Origin of the sequence: Couchioplanes azureus (genome assembly GCF_014648355.1) — a bacterium.
Classification (GTDB): domain Bacteria; phylum Actinomycetota; class Actinomycetes; order Mycobacteriales; family Micromonosporaceae; genus Actinoplanes; species Actinoplanes azureus.
In genome coordinates this window covers 118,731-137,223 of the sequence record NZ_BMQY01000008.1, presented here as the reverse complement: position 1 = coordinate 137,223, position 18,493 = coordinate 118,731, and the positions used below count along the sequence as shown (strand labels likewise).

The window sequence follows — 18,493 nt, the reverse complement described above, 5'->3', positions numbered from 1 at the left end:
GCGCTCGATGAGCAGGAAACGGCGTGTCACGTCGTCCCTCGCGGGCGTGCTGCTGGTGCTGGCCGGCGCCCTGCCGGCGGCCCCGGCCCACGCCGACCCCCCGGCCGGTACGCGCACGGAAACCCCCTGGCGGATGCGGCACTGGCCGCAGACGCAACCATGGCAGCGTGCGCAACCGGCGGCCCCGATCCGCCCGCCCGGCGCGCCGTACCCGGTCGATCCGCAGACCTACGAGCTGCCGGACACGATGACCTGGGAAGACTATGTGCCGGTGCCGGGCACCGACTGGGCGGACCCGGCCGTGCCGGGCTCGGAGCGCACCTTCCGGGGCGCGCTGGTGCTCGTCGACTTCGCCGACCAGCCCTTCGTCGTGACCCAGCCGGCCAACTCGACCGTCTACGGCAACCCCTTCGCCGTGCACGACCTGCCGCGCGCCGACGTGCCGGCGTTCTATCGCGACTTCCTCAACCGTCCGGGCCCGCTCAACCGGGGACACACCATCCACGAGTACTGGATGGAGGACTCCGGCGGGCGGTACGGCATCGAGCTCGGCAGCTTCGGGGTGTACCGGATGCCGCACCTGGGCCACGAGTACGGCATCGAGAACTCCTGGCAGCGAGGCCTCGGCTGTCCGGCCGGTGACACCTGCGGCCGGGACATCCGCGCCGATGCCCGGGCCGCCTGGATCGCCGAGGTCGGCGAGGACACCGCCGGGGCGTACGACTTCGTCTTCTTCCTCGCCGCCGGCCAGGACGAGTCGTCGACCTGGCAGGAGTTCGGCCCGATGAAGTTCGCCACCAAGGAGCAGGTCACCGAGGCCTTCGGGCCGCCCGACGAGGCGCTGGCCAACTGGAACGCGACCCGGTACGTCGAGTGGACCTCCTGGCAGGCGTCGGCGAACATCTGGCCCAACGCCACCGGCGGCAGCTCGGTGCAGGCGGAGAGCTCCGGCATGTCCACCTATGCGCACGAGTTCAGCCACATCCTCGGTGTGGCCGACAACTACAACAACCCGTACTCGGTGCCCGCCCGCCGGGACTACAGCGGCCCCTGGGAGATGCTCAGCCGCGGCACCTTCAACGGGCCCGGCGGGCCGCACAGCCGGTGGCTCATCCCGGGCACAGCCGGGTCGTCCATGGGCGCCCAGCACATGTTGCGCAACAAACTGAAGCTCGGCATCGTCGACGACACCGCCGTGCTGCGCCTCTCCCGCGCTGCGCTCGCCAGCTCCGGGGTCGTGGTGGCGCGCGTGACGGCGCGCTCGGTGCAGCCCGGCCCGCGCGGGCTCGCCGGGATCACCGTGAGGCTGGACGGCGGGGACCAGAGCCCCGCCTGCGACACCGCCACCGACCCGTACTGCGACGGCGGCGGGTACGACAACTACACCCTCGAGGTCGTCGACCGGATGGGCTTCGACTCGTTCACCCCCGACTCGGGAGTCCTGCTCGCCAAGACCAGGGACGCCGACCGGGCGCCGTACATCTGGACGGTGGACGCCAACCCGCAGGACATCGACAAGGTCGACTTCGTGGCGCCGGACGGCACGCCGCACAAGATGACGATCGGCGACTACCGGCAGCTCTCCGACGCGCTGTTCCACGCCGGGACGGACTCCGGCAGCCGCTACGAGTACGTCGACCCGGCGAACCGGCTGCACTTCTACGTGCTGGAGCGGCACCGGGACCGGGTCGGGGTGCTGTCGTACACGGTCGCGGTGCGGTCCCTCGACGGCGCCGGCCCGCACCCCCGCGGCGTGACCCTCTCCCACGCCGCCGGCGTCGCGGGGCCCTCCGGGTGGGCCCGTTGCCGGCTCGCGATGCGCAACACCGGCGGCTCCGGAGCCGCCGGGTCCGACGTCTACCGGATCGCCGCCTGGGCCGATGCCGGCTCGACGGTCTGGCTGCCGCGCGCCGTGGTCGCCGTGGCGGACGGGCGGACCGCGCCGGTGGAGGTCTACGTCAAGCGCGACGACGGCACCCGGCGGGCGGCGAAGGCCACGGTCACCGTCACCTCCGAGAGCGACCCGTCGGCGACCGCCTCGGGCTCGTGCCGGGTGTGGTGACCGCTCGTACCCGCCCGGCCGCCACGAGAGTGCCCGCGGCCAGGAGTGCGCATGCCGTCGCGTACCCGAGGCTGCCGACCGGCGTGCCGGAGGGGGTGCGCCCCGCCCTCGCGGTCAGATACTCCGGCAGCGCGGCCGCCCACAGGGCGGTGAACACGACGAGGAAGGCCACCCCGGCGGCGACGGGATAACGGCCGAGGAACCCGTCCGGGGGCGCGGGCTCCCCGCCCGGCCGCTCCCGCAGGTCGCGCGCCACCGTCAGCGCGGCCACCAGGACGAACACCGCGAGGACCGCCCAGAGCGCCACGGCCCGGCCGGCCTCGAACCGGCCGGGCCACCGGGACAGCACGCCGTACGGCACCGAGCAGAGCATCATGGCGAACGGCGTGAGCACCCCGACGGCGAGGACCCGCAGCCCCGCCGGCCCCGGGCGAGGACGTCCGGCCAGCAGCAGCCGGGTCAGCAGCACCATCCCGAACGGGGAGGCGGCCGCGAAGACGACCACACTGCTGACCGGGACGGCCGCCAGCCAGGGCGAGTTCGACGGCGCCGCGGGATTCCAGGCCCACCACCGCAGCTGCGGGCCCAGCTGGTCGAAGATCTCGTAGAAGCAGTGGAAGACGACGGCCACGCACGCCGCTCCGGCGGCCGGCGAGTGCCGCTCCAGCAGTCCGGTCCGCTGGACCAGCGCGTACGCCGCATAGGTGAGCGCCGGGTAGACGGCGACGATGTACAGCGGCAACCGGTCGTGCAGGAACTGCACCGAGAACACGTTGTGCACGAAGATCAGGCCGAGCTGGTCCTGCAGGCCGAACCGCTCCGGAAAGTACAGCGGCGGTTCGAGCACCACCAGGTACACCAGGGTGGCGCACCAGAGCCCGAGGTTGGTGGGGTCGCCGCGACGGCGCCACCACAGCACCGCGTGGACGAGCGCGACGCCCGCGGCGAGCACCATGAACGCCTCGACGACCGGCATCGTGGGGTCCGCCAGCGAGGCGGGCGAGCGTACGGAGACGACGGGTGAGGTGGTCGTGCAGTCGATCCCCCCGAGGGTGCCGGCGGTCTCGGCGAACCCGGGCGGGCAGCTGCTCACGGCGCCCCGCCGGCCGGCCGGGTGCCCGAGTAGAACCGGGTCACGTCGTGCCCGGCGGCGTAGCGGGCGAACCAGGTGTCCGCGAAGCGGGGCAACGGCTCCCGGGCCGGCCGGTGGTGCGGCACCTGCGACAGCAGCAGCCGGTAGACCAGGACGAGCATCTCCCGGTTGGAGGCCGGGGCGAAGGTGGCGGGCGGGAACATCCCGAGGCGGGTCCGCCACGAGGTCCGCAGCGGCAGCCGGGCGAGCAGCTCCTCGCGGCGCACGCCGTCCGGGGAGACGTTGCGGTACTCCGCGCGCCGGTCCGCCTCCGGCACATGCTCCTCGAAACCGGCGAGGATGTCGCGGTAGAGCTGCATGATGTGCCGGAACACGGAACGGGCGACGCGGGTGCGGTAGTAGCGGTTGCGCACGACGGCGTCGCACACGATCAGCGCCGAGCTGCGGTGCTCGACCTCCTCGACGAAGTGCCAGAGGAACAGCGAGGCGACGCGTTCGTCGCCCGGGCGGAACAGCACGTCCTCGTGGTCGAGCATCACCTTGAAGATCGGGGTGAAGGTCGACTCGAGATCCGCGGTGTAGGCGAGCCGGTACGCGAGCGGCGTGGTCTCCACCAGCCGGTCGAAGGAGGCGACCGCCGCGTCGACGGTCTTCTGCAGGTCGGGGTACTGCCGGACCAGGGCGGCGACGTGCTTGCGGTGGTTCTTCGCGTGCTGCGCCTCCTGGCGCAGGAACGCCTCGGCCTCCTCGGCCGCGGCCGGGTCGTCGATCAGCGGGATCGCGGCTCGCGTGTTGGTGACGATGAACTTCTCGAAGGCGATCGCCATGATGCTGATCGCGTTGGCCATCAGCCCGAACTTCGGATGGCTCGGCAGCCACTGGAACGGCGTGGTCTCGTCGAAGCGAAAATCGATCTTCCGGATCTGCAGGTGGGTCATGGTGACTCCGTCATGCCCGGGATTAATTGACGCGTGTCAAATTCGTTTATAGAGTCTGCGCCGTCAGGTTGTCCAGAGCAGTCGTCCGTGGCTTCGGGAGGCTCATGGAGGCACCGCGTATCACCGCGAGCCGGGGCGACCAGCGCCGGGACGCCCTGCTGCGCGCCCTGGACGAGCTCCTGCACGAATCCGACCTGGAGTCCATCACCATCGCCGACATCACGGCCCGGGCCGGGGTGACGCGGTCGGGGTTCTACTTCTACTTCGCCAACAAGGCGGCCTGCATGGCGGCGCTGGGCGCCGACGTCTACGTGGCCAGCGTCGCCGCGGCCGCGCACCTCTCCGACGACTCGCTGCCCCCGGCGCGCCGGATCGAGCGGATGGTGCACGACCTCACCGCGTCGGTGCGCCGGCACCACTACCTCTACCGGGCCATGCTCGAGGCCCGCCGGCACAGCGGCGCGATCCGCGAGATGTGGGACGGCTACCTGGACTCCTTCGTGGCGCCGACGGCGCAGTACATCGACCGGGAGCGGGCGGCCGGGCACGCCCCCGCCGGGCCGCACAGCCGCACCCTCGCCGCGCTGCTGCTCGGACTCAGCGACCGGGTCCTGGAAAGCCTGGGCCCGGCGGAGACGCCCGACGACCGGCGGCGGGTGGACGCCCTGGCGACGATCTGGCTCCGCAGCATCTACGGCACGTCGGAGATGGCCCGCCCCGGCGGCGCGCCCCCGGCAGCCGAGGCGTGAGGCGACTCATGCGCCCGGGATGATGCCGCCGCCGGGCGCGGACGCCCACGATGGCCGTGCACCGGTTCCGTACAGGAGGGCAGGCCCGTGGACTGGTCGTTCGGTACGTTCTTCTACCTGATGTTCCTGGCGTGCTTCTGGTTCGGGATCATCTGGACGTTCATCGCCGTCTTCAATGATCTGTTCCACCGGCGGATGCCGGGCTGGGCGAAGGCCGGATGGATCGCGCTCATCGTGGTGCTGCCGCTGCTGGGGGCGCTCATCTACCTGGTCACGCACGCGGCGACGCCGCGGGACGGCGCGTCGGTTCCGCATGCGCCGGCGACCGGAAGCGTCGGCCCGGCGCACCGTCCCGCCGACGAGATCGCCACCGCGGCCCGGCTCCACGACGAGGGACGGATCTCCGTCGAGGAGTTCGAGTTGATCAAGCGCCAGGCACTGGCGATCCGCTGACGGCGTCCTCGCGGCCGCCGGGGCGTCCTCCCGGCCGGCTGCGGTCGCGCGCCGGGTGCGCGACGGCCCGGCCCGCGGCGATGCGGGCCGGGCCGGGCCAGGGGTCCGCGCCGGTACAGGGTCAGCGGCGCAGCTGCAGCTCGCCCGCCTTCTGCACGTTGACGCATGCGTCCGGGGCGCAGACGGAACCGACCGCCGTGACGTACGCCGCCCCCGGGTGGAAGGCCAGCGTCTGAGCGGTCGCCGTGAGCTCCACAGTGTGCATCGTCCCGTCACACGGCAGTCTCTCCAGGTACGCGAATGCCCGGCCGACCTCGCCGCCGTGCGCCCGCTGGATGACCTCCATCGACAACCAGCTGGTCGCGGCGCCCTCGCTGCAGACGACGTCGATGGGCACCGTGACCGCGGCACCGCGCGCCCGGAGTTGCCCGTCCGCCGCCACCTGCACAGCGAGCGACGCCGCCGCCGGGTCGGCCGGCGCGGCCCCGGCCGGCGCTCCGGCGGCGAGCACGATGCCCGCCGCCGCGGTGACGACCGTGGCAGCGAAGCGAGGCTTTGATGTCATGCGCATGGTCCACCTTCCGTGTCACACATCGGCGATCTGCCGATGACCGAAATACTCGTCCACCGTCGACGCCCAGGCCGGTGGACGGTGAGCCGATACGTTTCGTCTCCGAAGAATTGTCGGCCCGCGGTGACGACCGGGCTCACCGGATATCACGGGATCCACCCTTCTCGGCAATCCTCGCCGCCGGGCGCCCGCACGCCGAATGCACCGACCGAGCGGCCCCGGCCTACCGCGCCGCACCCTACCGGACCGGCGTTCGAGCTGCTCGCAGCGACCAAGGTGGCTACACGATCATCTCGTGAGACGCATGGCGAATCCGGCATCTCCTCTCGCGGAGCGGTGTCGTCCAGCCATTCGGCACAGTCACGTCAACCGTAAATCCGCGGCACCCGGTCGTCAACGGTCGAAAATGGTAATTCCTGATGACGAATGGACGCCCCGGCGGGAGCGATATCGCGGCCACCGTCGCATTGACGTCAATCTTTTCCTGATCGATGTCGCGAATCGGCGAGCTCGGCGATCACCTCGGCGTGGCACGGCAGCGGCGCGCACCAGCAGCCCAGCCGCCGGCCGCGCAGGTCCGGCAGGAGGGCCAGGAGGTCGGGCCGGGCCAGGAGGTACTCCCGGTACCTGGCCACGACCTCCTCCCGCGAGCCGTCGCGTCCCGGACGGTAGGGGCAGGCGAACGGCGACTCCGCCAGGCGCCAGCCGCCCCGGGTCATCGCCCGGCCCACGTAGACGACGTCGGCGTAGTCCGGGTCGTCGCGATGTCCCTTGAGGTTGACGACCGTCGTACGGTCCATGGTCGGGATTCCTTCGTCGCCGCAGCAGCCACCCCTGCTCGCCGTCCAAGGTATCGCCACGGCGGTCGTAGGGTGGCGTCATGGCCGAGCGCTCCCTGACCCTGATGGCGGTGCACGCACATCCCGACGACGAGGCCACGAGCGGCGGCGGCGCCCTCGCCCGCTACGCGGCGGAGGGCATCACGACGGTCGTGGTCACCTGCACCGACGGCCGGTGCGGTGACGGCCCGGGCGGGGTCAAGCCCGGCGACCCGGGGCACGACCCGCCGGCCGTGGCGGCGCTGCGCCGCGCGGAGCTCGAGGCCAGCTGCGCCGCCTTGCAGGTCACGCACCTGGAGCTGCTGGGATACGCCGACTCCGGGATGATGGGCTGGCCCACCAACGAGGCGCCCGGCTCGTTCTGGAGCACCCCCGTCGCCGAGGGGGCGCAGCGGCTCGCCGAGCTGATCCGGCGCTACCGGCCGGACGTCGTCGTCACCTACGACGAGAACGGCTTCTACGGGCATCCGGACCATATCCAGGCGCACCGCATCACCATGGCGGCGGTCGCCCTCACGGACGTCCCCGCCAAGGTCTACTGGACGACCGCACCGCACTCGGCGATGGCCGCCTTCGGCAAGGTGCTGCGCGAGCTCGGGGTCGACTGGGAGGAGGCCCGGATCGCCGAGGACGACGGTCCCCCGCCGCTCGGCCTGCCCGACGACGAGATCAGCACCTGGGTGGACGCCCGGGCGTTCGGTGATCGGAAGTACGACTCGCTGGCCGCGCACGCCAGCCAGAGCGAGAACGTCGTGTTCCTGCGCATGGGCAGGGAGCGGTTCACCGAGCTGATGGGCATCGAGACGTTCGTGCGGGCGTACGACAGGACCGGCGCTCCGCTGCCCGAGGACGACCTGTTCGCCGGTCTCCGCTGACGGGCCGGCGCCGCACAGCGGCCGGCGCGACACCGTCCGGCGCGGCATCCCGGCCGGCATTAGCCCTGGTCGGCCGTTTGGAGCGGTCGGCATGCGGGCATCGACAGACGCCATGAGGACTGGGCGACTGCTGGCCGGGCGCTACCGGCTGCGCCGGCAGGTGGGCGTCGGCGGCATGTCGGTGGTGTGGTGCGCCCACGACGAGGTGCTGGGCCGCGACGTCGCCGTCAAGATGCTGGCGCCGCACACGGCCGCCGACCCTGCGTTCGTGGACCAGGTGCACCGGGAAGCCCGGGCCGTGGCCGCGCTGCATCACCCCAACATCGTCGAGGTCTACGACTACGGGCAGGACGAGGCGGCCGGGCCGGCCCGGCCGTACGTGGTGATGGAGCTGGTCGACGGACCCTCGCTGGCGCAGCTGTTCACCGGCGGGGCCCTGCCGTGGCCCCGGGCCGTGGCGATCTGCGCCCAGGTCGCCGCGGCGCTGACCGCGGCGCATGCGCGGGGCATCGTGCACCGCGACGTCAAACCCGGCAACGTGCTGGTCACCGAGGCCGAGGTCAAGCTCGTCGACTTCGGCATCTCGGCCACGACCGGGGAGCCGGACGACCCCGACGGCCAGGTGCTGGGCACGCCGGCCTATCTCGCGCCGGAGCGGATCGACGGCGCGCCGGTCAGCCCCGCCGCGGACGTGTACTCGCTCGGCCTGCTGCTGTACCGGGCACTCGCCGGGCGGATGCCCTGGCCCGCCGCCACCACCGTGGAGATGCTCGTCGCACACCGCGAGCAGGAACCGGCACCGCTGCCGCCGATCGCCCAGCTGCCGCCGGAGGTGGTCCGGCTCTGCCGGCGGTGCCTGCACAAGCGCCCCCAGGACCGGCCCGACGCGGCCGAGGCGGCCCGCGTCCTCGGCCTCGCGGCCGGTCTCGTCGCGGCGGCGCCCCCGCAGGCCCACCTCGCCACCGGCGGCGCCCGGCCCGCCGCCGCGTTCGGAGCGGACACCGGACGGCCGGGCAGCACGGGCCCCGCGACCAAGGCGCTGGCGAACCCGTTCGGTCGTCCGCGGCGCCGGCCCGGGCGCCGGCGTACGGCGCTGGGCTTGTCGACCGCGGCGGCGGTGCTCGTCTCCGGCGCGGCCGGCGCCGTCTGGCTCGGCGACGAGACCGACGCCGGGCAGATCTCCCCGCTGGCGGCTCCCCCCGCGGCGGTGGCCGCTCCGAAGCAGCCCGAGCCCCGCTGCGAGGTGCGGTACGCCGTCCGGCGCGCGGTCGGCGGGAAGTTCTCCGCCGCCGTCACCGTCGCCAACACCGGCACCGCGCCGATCTCCGACTGGCGGCTGACCTTCACCTTCCCCGCCGAGCAGGAGCTGATCCGGGGCTGGAACGCCCGGTGGCGGCAGGTGGGCCGCACCGTGCAGGCGACCGGCGGCGACCTGCCGGCCCGGGCGTCGGCCGCCACGCGCCTCGACGGCACCTACCGCGAGACCACCGCCCTGCCCGCCGAGTTCCGGCTCAACGGCACCGCCTGCGCGACGGTCCTGTCGGCGGCCGACCAGACGGTGCCGCCGGCCCGGACGACCGCACACCGCGGAAACGGCGGCGAAAGAAAGAACAACGCCGACGACCGGGACGAAAAGGGCGAGGGCAAGAAGCAAGGGAAAGGAAGAGGGCCCGGCAAGGGCAACAAGGGAAAGAGGGATTGAGGGCAGCCGGGCCGCCGGGACAAACACCGACAAGCGAGGCATTTGTCTTCAAGCAAGCATCATCTTTGCTTAACGTCGGGAACAGTCCGGGATTCGCATGATTCTTTATGCCGCACCGGCAATCGCGAGGCCGGGCGTCGCAGTTTGCCGTGGGTGCGCTTGTGCAATCCCGGGGCATTGACTAGCATCAGCGACCAAGCGATTCCTTCGGGCCGCGAAACAAATCTTTAAAAATTCGTCATTTCCCTGTCGTCTTGGGCGCCGACCCTATCCGCCTCGACGAATACCGTGTCGACGTCGCCATCCGCGGCCCTGTTCACCACGGCCGACGCATGTCCGGAGAAATCTCAGCCGGCAGCCACTGTGCATGATGCCGGTTGCATCCGAGGCTGTGCCCATTCTCGTGGAGCGATGCCACATGCCCGAACAGAGAACGCTCCTGTTGACCGGTGGCGCCGGTTTCATCGGCAGCCACACCTGCCTGGAGCTTCTGGAACACGACTACCAGGTCGTCGTGGTGGACGACTTCTCGAACAGCGTTCCCGCCGCCGTGGAGCGGGTCGAGAAGCTGGCCGGCCGGCAGGTGCCGCTCTACCGGGTCGACCTGCGGGACCGCCGCGAGCTCGCGGAGGTGTTCGCGGCACACCGGGTCGACGCGGTGATCCATTTCGCGGCGAAGAAGGCGGTCGGCGAGTCGGTGCGCAGGCCACTGCATTATTACGACGTCAACGTCTGCGGGACGGTGACTCTGCTGGACGTGATGTGCCGCTACGGCGTACGGGAGCTGGTCTTCTCGTCGTCCTGCTCGGTGTACGGCCGTCCCTGCCGCATTCCGATCATGGAAACGGACGCCGGCACACCCGTGAGCCCCTATGGCCGGTCGAAGTGGATGTGTGAGCTGGTCCTGGCCGACGCCTGCGCGCGCTACAGCGATCTGTCGGTCATCGCGCTCCGGTACTTCAACCCCGTCGGGGCGCACGACAGCGGCCTGCTGGGCGAGGACCCGCTCGGTGTGCCGAACAACCTCCTGCCCTATCTCGCCCAGGTGGCCGTCGGGCGGCGCCACCACCTGAACGTGTTCGGCCACGACTACCCGACCCGCGACGGCACCTGCATCCGCGACTACGTCCACGTGGCCGACGTCGCGGAGGGTCATCGGCTCGCGGCGGAGCACCTCGGCGACCGGACCGGCCTGCGGGTCTACAACCTGGGCACGGGAACCGGCACCTCGGTGCTCGAGCTCATCGCCGCCTTCGCCGCCGCCTGCGGGCGGGACCTGCCGTACCGGTTCGCCGGCCGCCGTCCGGGCGACGTCGCCGAACTGGTCACCGACGCGGGCCGGGCGGCCCGCGACTGGAACTGGCACGCGCGGCGCGACCTCGCGACGATGTGCCAGGACTCGTGGCGGTTCCAGCAGCTCAACCCGGCCGGCTACGACCGATGACGGCGCCGGGCATGTCGCCGGGTTCCCGCTCCCGCGTGCTCGCCGACGGTCGTCACCTGCGCGTCGGCGACGAGGTCTTCCACGTCCGGGGCGTCACCTACGGAGGCTTCGCCGCACGCCGCGACGGCGCCGCCTTTCCCGAGCACGCCGTGCTCAAGCGGGACCTGGTGGCGATCGCCGAGGCCGGGCTGACCACGGTACGCACCTACGATCCCGTCCCCGAAGACCTGCTGGACCTCGCCGGTGAGCTGTCCCTGCGGGTCCTCGTGGGGCTGCACCACCACGACTGGCGGATGGAGCCGCGGGCCGGGCGGGCGGCGCGGATCCGGGTCCGCGACGCCGGGCGGCGGGCCGTCGACGCGGCGCTGGAGTCGTACGCGGGAGATCCACGGATCCTGGCCCTGGCCGTCGGCAACGAGTACCCGTGCGACGTCGTCCGGCTGCACGGCATCGGCACCGTCGCGGACGGCCTCGCCGACCTGGTGGCCCGCTGCCACGCGGGCGACCCGGGTCTGCTGGTCACCTACGGCAACTTCCCGACGACCGAGTTCCTCGACGCCGAGGGCCAGGACCTGGTCTGTTACCACGTGTTCCTCGACGAGGCCGCGCGGTTGCGGGCGTACCTGCGGCACCTGCGCGTGGTGGCCGGCGACCGGCCGCTGGTCATCGGCGAGCTGGGCGTCCCCGCCCTGGTGCACGGCGACACCGTCCAGGCCACGTCGCTCGCCGCGCAGCTGCCGGTCGTGGACGAGACCGGCTGTGCGGGCGCCACGGTGTTCTCCTGGACCGACGACTGGGCGGTCGCCGGGACGCCCGTGCGGGGCTGGGGCTTCGGCCTCACGGACACCGAGCGCCGTCCCCGGCCGGGCCTGGCGGTGGTGAGCCGGTGGGCCGCCACCGGCCTCGGGGACCTGCGGGGGGCGTGGCCGCGGGTCAGCGTGCTCGTCTGCGCGTACAACGCGGAGCGGACCCTCGACGAGTGCCTGACGTCGCTGCTGCGGTGCGGATACCCGGACTTCGAGGTACTCGTCTGCGACGACGGCTCGACCGACCGGACGGCGCAGATCGCGGCGCGGTACCCGTTCCGGCTGCTGCGGCTCGCGCACGCCGGCCTGAGCTGCGCGCGCAACGCCGGCCTGGACGCGGCGACCGGGGAGATCGTCGCCTACCTCGACTCCGATGCCGCGTGCCACCCGGACTGGCTGCACCACCTGGTGCTGTCCTTCGACGACGCCCGGGTGGCCGCCACCGGCGGCCCCAACCTGCCCTGCCCCGGCGCCGGCATCGTGGAGCGGGCGGTGGCCCTCTCCCCCGGCGGCCCCACCGAGGTGCTCGTCAGCGACGACCGGGCCGAGCACGTGCCCGGCTGCAACATGGCCTACCGGCGCGACGCGCTGCGCGCCGTCGGCGGGTTCCGGCCGGACTACACCGCCGCCGGTGACGACGTGGACGTCTGCTGGAAGCTGCTCGACGAGGGACGGCAGATCGCCTTCGCGGCCGCCGCGCAGGTGTACCACCACCGGCGCGACACCGTCGGCGGATACCTGCGCCAGCAGCGCGGCTACGGCCGGGCCGAACGCATGCTCTCCGGTGCCCACCCCCACCGCTTCAACCGCCTGGGCCAGGCCCGCTGGTCCGGCTTCGTCTACGGCGGCGCCCGCATCGCCACCCGGCTGCTGCGGCCGGTGGTCTACCACGGCCCCGCCGGCACGGCGCCCTACCAGCCGGTCGCCCGGCGGCGGGCGGAGACCGCGGTGCAGTACGGCGGGGTGCTCCTGCCGCTGACCCTGGCGCCGGCGCTCGCCGGTCTGCTGCTCGCGCCGGTGACGTCCTGGGCACTGCCGGCCGGCGCCGCCGCGGTCGCCGCGGTGCTGGGCTACGCGCTGGTCGTCGCGACGACCCTCGTTGTGCCCCCGGCCGAGCCGCGGCCGGTCGCACTGCGGCTGCTCGTCGCGGCTTTGCACGTGCTGCAACCGTTCGCCCGGCTGTGGGGCCGCCTCCGGGGGCGTCCGCTGAGTGCGGCACCTGCGCGGGAGCCCGCCTGGTCCGGCGACCGGCCGGCCTGGCTGCGGCACCTGCAGGACGACCTCACGGCCCGCCGGTGCGTCGTCCACCGGGGCGGCCCGTGCAGCGCCTGGGACGTCTGCGCGGCCGTCGGGCCGTTCCTGACCGCCCGGATCGTCACCGCCGTGCTGTGGCGCTGGCAGCCGGCGTACCGGGTGCGGTGGCTGCCCCGGCCCGCCCTGCCGGTGCTCCTCGCGGCGCTCGCCGGGCTGACCGCCGTCGACCCCGCGCTGGCGGCGGCCGGCACCGGCGCGGCGGCCGTCGCGATCGGATCCGAGGCGCTGGTGCTGCGCCGTCGCGTCCACGCCGCCCTGACGCACACCACCCGCCGGGCCGGCTCATCCCGGGAGACGACATGACGCGTACCGTCGCGGCACAGACCGTGGTCGTCGGTGCCGGACCGGTGGGCTCACTGCTCGCGCTGCTGCTCGCCCGGCGGGGCCACCAGGTCACGGTCTACGAGAGCCGGCCCGATCCCCGCCGCCTGCCGGCGCCGCCGGGGCGGTCCATCAACCTGACCCTCGCCGAGCGCGGCTGGCACGCCCTGCGGGCGGTGGACGCCGACGCCGCCGTGCACGAGATCTGTGTGCCGCTGTACGGCCGGATGATCCACTCCCCGTACGGCGCCTGCGCGTTCCAGCCGTACACCAGCCGGCACGACGCCATCTACTCCGCCTCCCGGGCCCAGCTGACCGATCTGCTCCTGGAGATGGTCCGCGCGCATCCGGGCGTGCGCGTCCACTTCGACCACCGGTGCCTGGAGCCGGACTTCGACCGGCGCCGGCTGAGCTTCGTCGGCCCCGGCGGGGTGACGACGGCGGTCACGGCCCGCCAGGTGTTCGCCGCCGACGGCGCCTGGTCCACCCTGCGCCGCGGACTGCTGCGCGCGCACGCCGGCAGCTTCTTCCAGCGCCTGTCGCCCATGCTCTACCGGGAGCTGCGGTTGCCGCCCAGCGGCCTCACCGGGGACCTCGCCCACCGCGAGGCCCTGCACCTGTGGCCGCGCGGCCAGTGCATGCTGGTGGGCTTCCCCAACGTCGACGGCAGCGCGACCGTGTCCATGTTCATGCCGCTGACCGGAGAGGAGTCGTTCGCGGCGCTGACCACGCCGCACGAGCTGACCCGCTTCCTGCGCGACGAATGCCCCGACCTGCTCGCCGCCTCGCCCGACCTGGTGCAGGACTTCTTCGCCCGCCCGCCGTCGTTGCTGGTCAGCAGCAGCTGCCGGCCCTGGGTCCACGAGGACTGGCTGGCGCTGGTGGGCGACGCCGCGCACGCGCTGGTGCCGTTCCTCGGCCAGGGCCTCAACGCCGGCTTCGAGGACTGCACCGTGCTGCTCGACTGCCTCTCCGAGCACGGCGACGACGGGCACGCCGCCCTGCGCCGCTACGAGCAGGACCGTACGGAGAACTGCGAAACCGTGATCCAGCTGGCCGAACAGCACTACGAGGAGCTGGCGGTCCGGGCCCGGGACCCGCTGTTCCGGATCCGCAAATGGCTGGAGGACCGCGCGTACCGGCTGGGCCCGGACCGGTTCGTGCCCCTCTACACGATGGTGGCCTTCTCCCGGCGCCCCTACACGGAGGTACGCTGCCGGCAGGCAAGGCAGGAAGAGATGCTCGACCGCCTCATGAAGCACCCGGCGATCCGGGCCCGGGAGGTCGGCGCCCACGTCGACGCCCTCATCCGCGACGAGCTGGCCCAGCTCGCGGTCTGATGCTGCGCGCCCGCCGCTACCGTCTGCTGCTGCGCTATCCCCGCGCCCAGCGGGCGAGGCTGTCGGTGCTCGCCGCCCTGACCGCACTGTCGGCGGCGCTGACCGCCGTCCAGCCGCTGCCGCTGCAGGTGCTGGTCGACAACGGTCTCTCGGGGCGTCCGCCGGCCGGCGCGGCCGGCGCGGCGTTCACCGCCCTCGGCCTCGGCGGTTCCGCCGCATCGATCGTGCTGGCCGCCGCGGTCCTCACCGGCGTGACGGCCGTGCTCGCCACGGCGGTGCACGCGGTCACGGCCTGGCTGGTCGAGACGACCGGTCTGCGCCTGACCCGGGCCGTCGCCGTCGACCTGGTCGACCGCCTCCAGCGTCGATCCGCCGGCTTCCACGCCACCCGGCCGGCCGGCGACCTGATGAGCCGGGTCGGTACGGACAGCTACGCGGTCTACGCCGCGACCCATGCCCTGCTGGTCGGACCGCTGCTGCACATCCTGACGCTGGCCGCCGTGGGGCTGGCCGCCTGGCGGCTGAACGCCGTGCTCACCGGGGTCCTGTTCGCCGCGGCGCCACTCCTCGCGCTCGTCGCGCACGTCCTCGGCGCGCGGGTGAAGGGCCGGGCACTCGGGTTCCGCCGCGCCCAGTCCGCGCTCGTCGCCTTCGTGACGCAGGTGCTGCACGCGCTGCCGGTCGTCCAGGCGTACACCGCCGAGGACCGCAACCTGCGCGCCATGCGCGACCGCGTGGACGGTGCCGTGAGCGCGGGCCGGCGGGCCGCGACGGCCGAGACGGTCTCGGAGTCCGTCGGTGGCCTGCTCAGCGCCGCCGCGGTCGCCACCGTGCTGCTCGTGGGCGGTCACCAGGTACTGCGCGGCCGGCTCACCGTCGGGTCCCTGCTCGTCTTCCTCGTCTACGCCCGCACCATCGAGGCCGAGGCGCGGGGGCTGCTCCAGCTCCAGCGGGACGTACGGGTCGCCCAGGCGGGGCTGGACCGTGTCCTGGAGGTCCTGGAGCCGGCGCAGGACGTGCCGGAACCGCACCATCCGGTGCCGTTGCCCGCGGCGGGCCGGGGCGCGGCCCTGGACTTCGACCAGGTCACCTTCGGCTACCAACCCGGCCGGCCGGTCCTGCACGACATCACCCTGCACATCGACCCCGGCGAAACCATCGCCCTGGTCGGACCCACCGGCGCCGGCAAATCCACCCTCGCCGCCCTCATCCCCCGCTTCCTCGACCCCTGGACCGGCCACATCCACTACAACGGCACCGACATCCGCCACACCCGACTACACCAACTCCGCACCCGCATCTCCATCGTCCGGCAACAACCCCTGCTCCTGCCCCTGAGCATCGCCGACAACATCGCCTACGGAAGACCCGACGCCACCCACCACGACATCGAACACGCCGCCCGCCAAGCCCACGCCCACGACTTCATCCAAGCCCTGCCCCACGGCTACGACACCATCCTCGGCGAACACGGCACCACCCTCTCCGGCGGCCAGCAACAACGCCTCGCCATCGCCCGCGCCCTGCTCAAAGACGCACCCGTACTCATCCTCGACGAACCCACCGCAGCCCTCGACCCCGAATCCGAAGCACTGCTCGTGCCCGCCCTCACCCACGCCACCACCGGACGCACCGTCCTGATCATCGCCCACCGCCTCAGCACCGTGCGCCACGCCGACCGCATCATCGTCCTCGACAACGGACACATCACCGAACACGGCACCCACACCCAACTCCTCACCGCCGGCGGCACCTACGCCCGCTACCACCATCTGCACCTCATCGGCGCACCCGGGCAGGTCCGATGAGGATCGCCGTGGCCGCCCAGCAGTTCGCGCCCGACGGCGGGGGCATCGGCACGCAGACGGCCGCCAAGGCGTACGGCCTCGCGGCGCTCGGCCACGACGTGCACGTCGTCACGCACAGCCTCGACGGCGGCCGCAGCGAACGCCGCCGCGACGGCGTGCACCTGATCCGCGTGCCGGGTGCCGGGTTCCCGGCGCGCCCGTACACCGAGGCCGGTCGGTGGCTCGGCTACAGCGTCGCGGTGGCCGCCGAGCTCACCGCCCTCGCCGACGGGCCCGGCCTGGACGTCGTGGACCTGCCCGACTACGGCGGCGAGGGGTACGCCTACCTGGCCGGCCGGGAACCGCAGGACCGTGCGCCCGTGGCGATGCAGCTGCACGGCCCGCTCGTCATGCTGGCCCACACGATCGGCTGGCCCGAGCCCGGCGGCACGCTGCACGAGGTCGGCATCGGCATGGAGAAGGCGTGCGTCCGGCTCGCCGAGCGCATCTACTCCTCCAGCGCCTGTTCGGCCGAGTGGTGCCGGCGGCACTACGGCGCCCCGGCCGGACCCGTCCCCACGCTGCACACCGGCGTGGACGTCGACCGGTTCCGGCCGGTCCCCGGCGCCGAGCGGCACGGGGTGGTCTTCGTCGGCCGGGTCGCCGAGAGCAAGGGGGTCCTGGACCTGCTGGACGCGGTGCTGGCGGTACCGGACCCGCCCCAGGACCTGCGGCTGACCGTCGTCGGGCCCGGCGATCCGGGCGTGGCCCGCCGGCTCGCCGAGCGGGCATCCGCCGCCGGCCGGCGCGAGGTGCTCCAGCTGCGCGGGCCGCTCGGTCATGACGAGCTGCCCGCCGTGCTGGCCGGGGCGGCCGTCTTCGCCCTGCCGTCGCGCTACGAGGGCGGCCCCGGGCTGGTGTACCTGGAGGCCATGGCGTGCGGGGTGCCGGTGGTGGCCACCGCGGCCGGCGGCGCCGTGGAGGTGGTCCGGCACGGAAGCACCGGGTTGGTCGTGCCGCCGGGCGACGTACCCGCGCTGACCGGCGCCCTGCAGGCCCTGCTGGCCGATGCGCCGCGGGCCGCCCGGATGGGGCAGGAAGCCCGCGCGTACGTGGAGCGCCACGCCGACCGGCGCCGCTGCCTGCGGCGGCTGGAGTCGCTGTTGCGGGAGGTGGCCGATGATGGTCACCGCTAGGGCGGGTCTCGCCGCCCGGGTGCTGCGCGGCATCGGCGACCCGGCGCTGCCGGCGGCGCAATGGCGGGCGTTGCTCGACCGGGGCGACACGCGGGAGGTCTTCCTCACCCGGGAGTGGCTGGACGCCTGGTGGCGCTGTCATCCCCGCGGGCGGATCCTGCCCGTGCTCGTCCTGCGCGACGGCGTGCCGGTGCTGATGGCGCCGTTCTTCGCGGAGGCCGGCATGGTGTTCTTCTGCGGCGCCGGCAGCGCCGACTACCTCGACCTGCTCGGCGACGTGACGGACACCGGGGCGGTCGGCACCGCGCTCGCGGCGGCACGCGCGGCGACTGCCGGGTTCGTGGGCTTCCGCCTGCATCACGTGCCCGACGGCTCCCGCACCGCGGACGCGCTGCGCGGCGCCGCCACGGTCCTCGGACTCGACCTGGTCGACGAGGGCACGATGGACGCTCCGTACGTCGACCTGGCCGCCGACGCCGTCTCGCCGCGGCCTGCGGCCCACCGGCGCAGCCTCGTGCGGCACGAGCGCGGCCTCGCCCGCTGCGGCGAGCTGAGTGTGGTGCACGACCGGGCGCCCACGGCGGACGACCTGGAGCCGTTCTTCGCGCAGCACGTCCGGCGCTGGGCGGGCACCCCGTACCCGAGCGCCTTCACGGCCCCCGGCTGCCGCGCCTTCTTCCGCGCGGTCGCCGCCGCCGGCGCCGCGCACGGCTGGGTGGTCTTCACGACGGTGCGCTGGAACGGCACCGCGGTCGCGTTCCATCTCGGGTTCGACTTCGCCGGCTCGCTGCTGTGGTACAAGCCGTCGTTCGATCCGGCGTACGCGGCCCGCTCGCCGGGCGAGGTGCTGCTGCGCCGCCTGCTGCTGCTCGCCCGCGAGATTCCCGGCTGCACCCGCTTCGACTTCGGCATCGGCGACGAGGCGTTCAAGTACCGGTTCGCGACCGGCGTGCGGACCGTGCGGACCTGGGGGCTGTACCCCCTCGGCCCCCGGACCGGCTGA

The 18,493-nt window shown here is 73.4% G+C and carries 15 protein-coding genes; 11 read left to right on the top strand and 4 right to left on the bottom strand.

Annotation, left to right across the window (positions count from 1 at the left end):
• Positions 1-7 precede the first annotated feature (7 nt).
• The gene (locus IEY99_RS25815) at positions 8-2,062 is read left to right on the top strand and encodes a M6 family metalloprotease domain-containing protein (RefSeq protein WP_189206663.1); all 2,055 of its coding nucleotides are present in this window, start codon (positions 8-10) and stop codon (positions 2,060-2,062) included.
• Here IEY99_RS25815 and IEY99_RS25810 read toward each other — a convergent pair.
• Positions 2,007-3,155: a DUF7802 domain-containing protein gene (locus IEY99_RS25810; protein WP_189206662.1), complete on the bottom strand. Its 1,149-nt coding sequence runs from the start codon at positions 3,153-3,155 to the stop codon at positions 2,007-2,009. The genes IEY99_RS25815 and IEY99_RS25810 overlap by 56 nt on opposite strands.
• Complete coding sequence (locus IEY99_RS25805; RefSeq protein WP_189206661.1) at positions 3,152-4,093, bottom strand: metal-dependent hydrolase; 942 nt, start codon at positions 4,091-4,093, stop codon at positions 3,152-3,154. The genes IEY99_RS25810 and IEY99_RS25805 overlap by 4 nt, the downstream gene beginning before the upstream one ends.
• 104 nt (positions 4,094-4,197) lie before the next feature.
• Between IEY99_RS25805 and IEY99_RS25800 the strand changes: the two genes are divergently transcribed.
• Positions 4,198-4,842: a TetR/AcrR family transcriptional regulator gene (locus tag IEY99_RS25800; RefSeq protein ID WP_189206660.1), complete on the top strand. Its 645-nt coding sequence runs from the start codon at positions 4,198-4,200 to the stop codon at positions 4,840-4,842.
• A gap of 87 nt (positions 4,843-4,929) precedes the next feature.
• Positions 4,930-5,295: a PLDc N-terminal domain-containing protein gene (locus IEY99_RS25795; RefSeq protein WP_189206659.1), complete on the top strand. Its 366-nt coding sequence runs from the start codon at positions 4,930-4,932 to the stop codon at positions 5,293-5,295.
• A 121-nt stretch (positions 5,296-5,416) separates the two neighbouring features.
• On the opposite strand, the gene IEY99_RS25790 is transcribed toward IEY99_RS25795, so the two are convergent.
• Positions 5,417-5,860 (bottom strand): hypothetical protein, encoded by a 444-nt coding sequence (locus IEY99_RS25790; protein ID WP_189206658.1) that lies wholly within the window; start codon positions 5,858-5,860, stop codon positions 5,417-5,419.
• A 479-nt stretch (positions 5,861-6,339) separates the two neighbouring features.
• Positions 6,340-6,666 carry a DUF4326 domain-containing protein gene (locus tag IEY99_RS25785; RefSeq protein WP_189206657.1) on the bottom strand — a complete coding sequence of 109 codons (327 nt, stop codon included), beginning with the start codon at positions 6,664-6,666 and terminating at the stop codon, positions 6,340-6,342.
• Between the two features lie 80 nt (positions 6,667-6,746).
• On the opposite strand from IEY99_RS25785, the gene IEY99_RS25780 reads away from it, so the two are divergent.
• From IEY99_RS25780 to IEY99_RS25745, 8 genes are all read left to right on the top strand, one after another.
• Positions 6,747-7,580: a PIG-L family deacetylase gene (locus IEY99_RS25780; protein ID WP_189206656.1), complete on the top strand. Its 834-nt coding sequence runs from the start codon at positions 6,747-6,749 to the stop codon at positions 7,578-7,580.
• Between the two features lie 112 nt (positions 7,581-7,692).
• The gene (locus IEY99_RS25775; protein ID WP_189206655.1) at positions 7,693-9,282 is read left to right on the top strand and encodes a serine/threonine-protein kinase; all 1,590 of its coding nucleotides are present in this window, start codon (positions 7,693-7,695) and stop codon (positions 9,280-9,282) included.
• A 418-nt stretch (positions 9,283-9,700) separates the two neighbouring features.
• Complete coding sequence (gene galE, locus IEY99_RS25770) at positions 9,701-10,726, top strand: UDP-glucose 4-epimerase GalE (RefSeq protein WP_189206654.1); 1,026 nt, start codon at positions 9,701-9,703, stop codon at positions 10,724-10,726.
• 11 nt (positions 10,727-10,737) lie between these two features.
• Positions 10,738-13,149, top strand: a complete 2,412-nt coding sequence (locus tag IEY99_RS25765; protein WP_189206653.1) for a glycosyltransferase family 2 protein — start codon at positions 10,738-10,740, stop codon at positions 13,147-13,149.
• Positions 13,146-14,507, top strand: a complete 1,362-nt coding sequence (locus IEY99_RS25760) for an FAD-dependent oxidoreductase (RefSeq protein ID WP_189206652.1) — start codon at positions 13,146-13,148, stop codon at positions 14,505-14,507. The genes IEY99_RS25765 and IEY99_RS25760 overlap by 4 nt, the downstream gene beginning before the upstream one ends.
• A complete protein-coding gene (locus tag IEY99_RS25755) occupies positions 14,507-16,315 on the top strand; it encodes an ABC transporter ATP-binding protein (RefSeq protein ID WP_189206651.1) in 1,809 nt (602 codons plus the stop codon). The genes IEY99_RS25760 and IEY99_RS25755 overlap by 1 nt, the downstream gene beginning before the upstream one ends.
• The gene (locus tag IEY99_RS34990; RefSeq protein ID WP_189206650.1) at positions 16,312-17,490 is read left to right on the top strand and encodes a glycosyltransferase family 4 protein; all 1,179 of its coding nucleotides are present in this window, start codon (positions 16,312-16,314) and stop codon (positions 17,488-17,490) included. The genes IEY99_RS25755 and IEY99_RS34990 overlap by 4 nt, the downstream gene beginning before the upstream one ends.
• Positions 17,474-18,493, top strand: a complete 1,020-nt coding sequence (locus IEY99_RS25745; RefSeq protein ID WP_189206649.1) for a GNAT family N-acetyltransferase — start codon at positions 17,474-17,476, stop codon at positions 18,491-18,493. The genes IEY99_RS34990 and IEY99_RS25745 overlap by 17 nt, the downstream gene beginning before the upstream one ends.

Coding starts and splice junctions, on each gene's coding strand:
- IEY99_RS25790 (WP_189206658.1), bottom strand. CDS start 5,860: ATGACATCAAAGCCTCGCTTCGCTGCCACGGTCGTCACCGCGGCGGCG.
- IEY99_RS25765 (WP_189206653.1), top strand. CDS start 10,738: ATGTCGCCGGGTTCCCGCTCCCGCGTGCTCGCCGACGGTCGTCACCTG.
- IEY99_RS25745 (WP_189206649.1), top strand. CDS start 17,474: ATGATGGTCACCGCTAGGGCGGGTCTCGCCGCCCGGGTGCTGCGCGGC.
- IEY99_RS25775 (WP_189206655.1), top strand. CDS start 7,693: ATGAGGACTGGGCGACTGCTGGCCGGGCGCTACCGGCTGCGCCGGCAG.
- IEY99_RS25815 (WP_189206663.1), top strand. CDS start 8: ATGAGCAGGAAACGGCGTGTCACGTCGTCCCTCGCGGGCGTGCTGCTG.
- IEY99_RS25780 (WP_189206656.1), top strand. CDS start 6,747: ATGGCCGAGCGCTCCCTGACCCTGATGGCGGTGCACGCACATCCCGAC.
- IEY99_RS25785 (WP_189206657.1), bottom strand. CDS start 6,666: ATGGACCGTACGACGGTCGTCAACCTCAAGGGACATCGCGACGACCCG.
- IEY99_RS25805 (WP_189206661.1), bottom strand. CDS start 4,093: ATGACCCACCTGCAGATCCGGAAGATCGATTTTCGCTTCGACGAGACC.
- galE (WP_189206654.1), top strand. CDS start 9,701: ATGCCCGAACAGAGAACGCTCCTGTTGACCGGTGGCGCCGGTTTCATC.
- IEY99_RS34990 (WP_189206650.1), top strand. CDS start 16,312: ATGAGGATCGCCGTGGCCGCCCAGCAGTTCGCGCCCGACGGCGGGGGC.
- IEY99_RS25755 (WP_189206651.1), top strand. CDS start 14,507: ATGCTGCGCGCCCGCCGCTACCGTCTGCTGCTGCGCTATCCCCGCGCC.
- IEY99_RS25800 (WP_189206660.1), top strand. CDS start 4,198: ATGGAGGCACCGCGTATCACCGCGAGCCGGGGCGACCAGCGCCGGGAC.
- IEY99_RS25760 (WP_189206652.1), top strand. CDS start 13,146: ATGACGCGTACCGTCGCGGCACAGACCGTGGTCGTCGGTGCCGGACCG.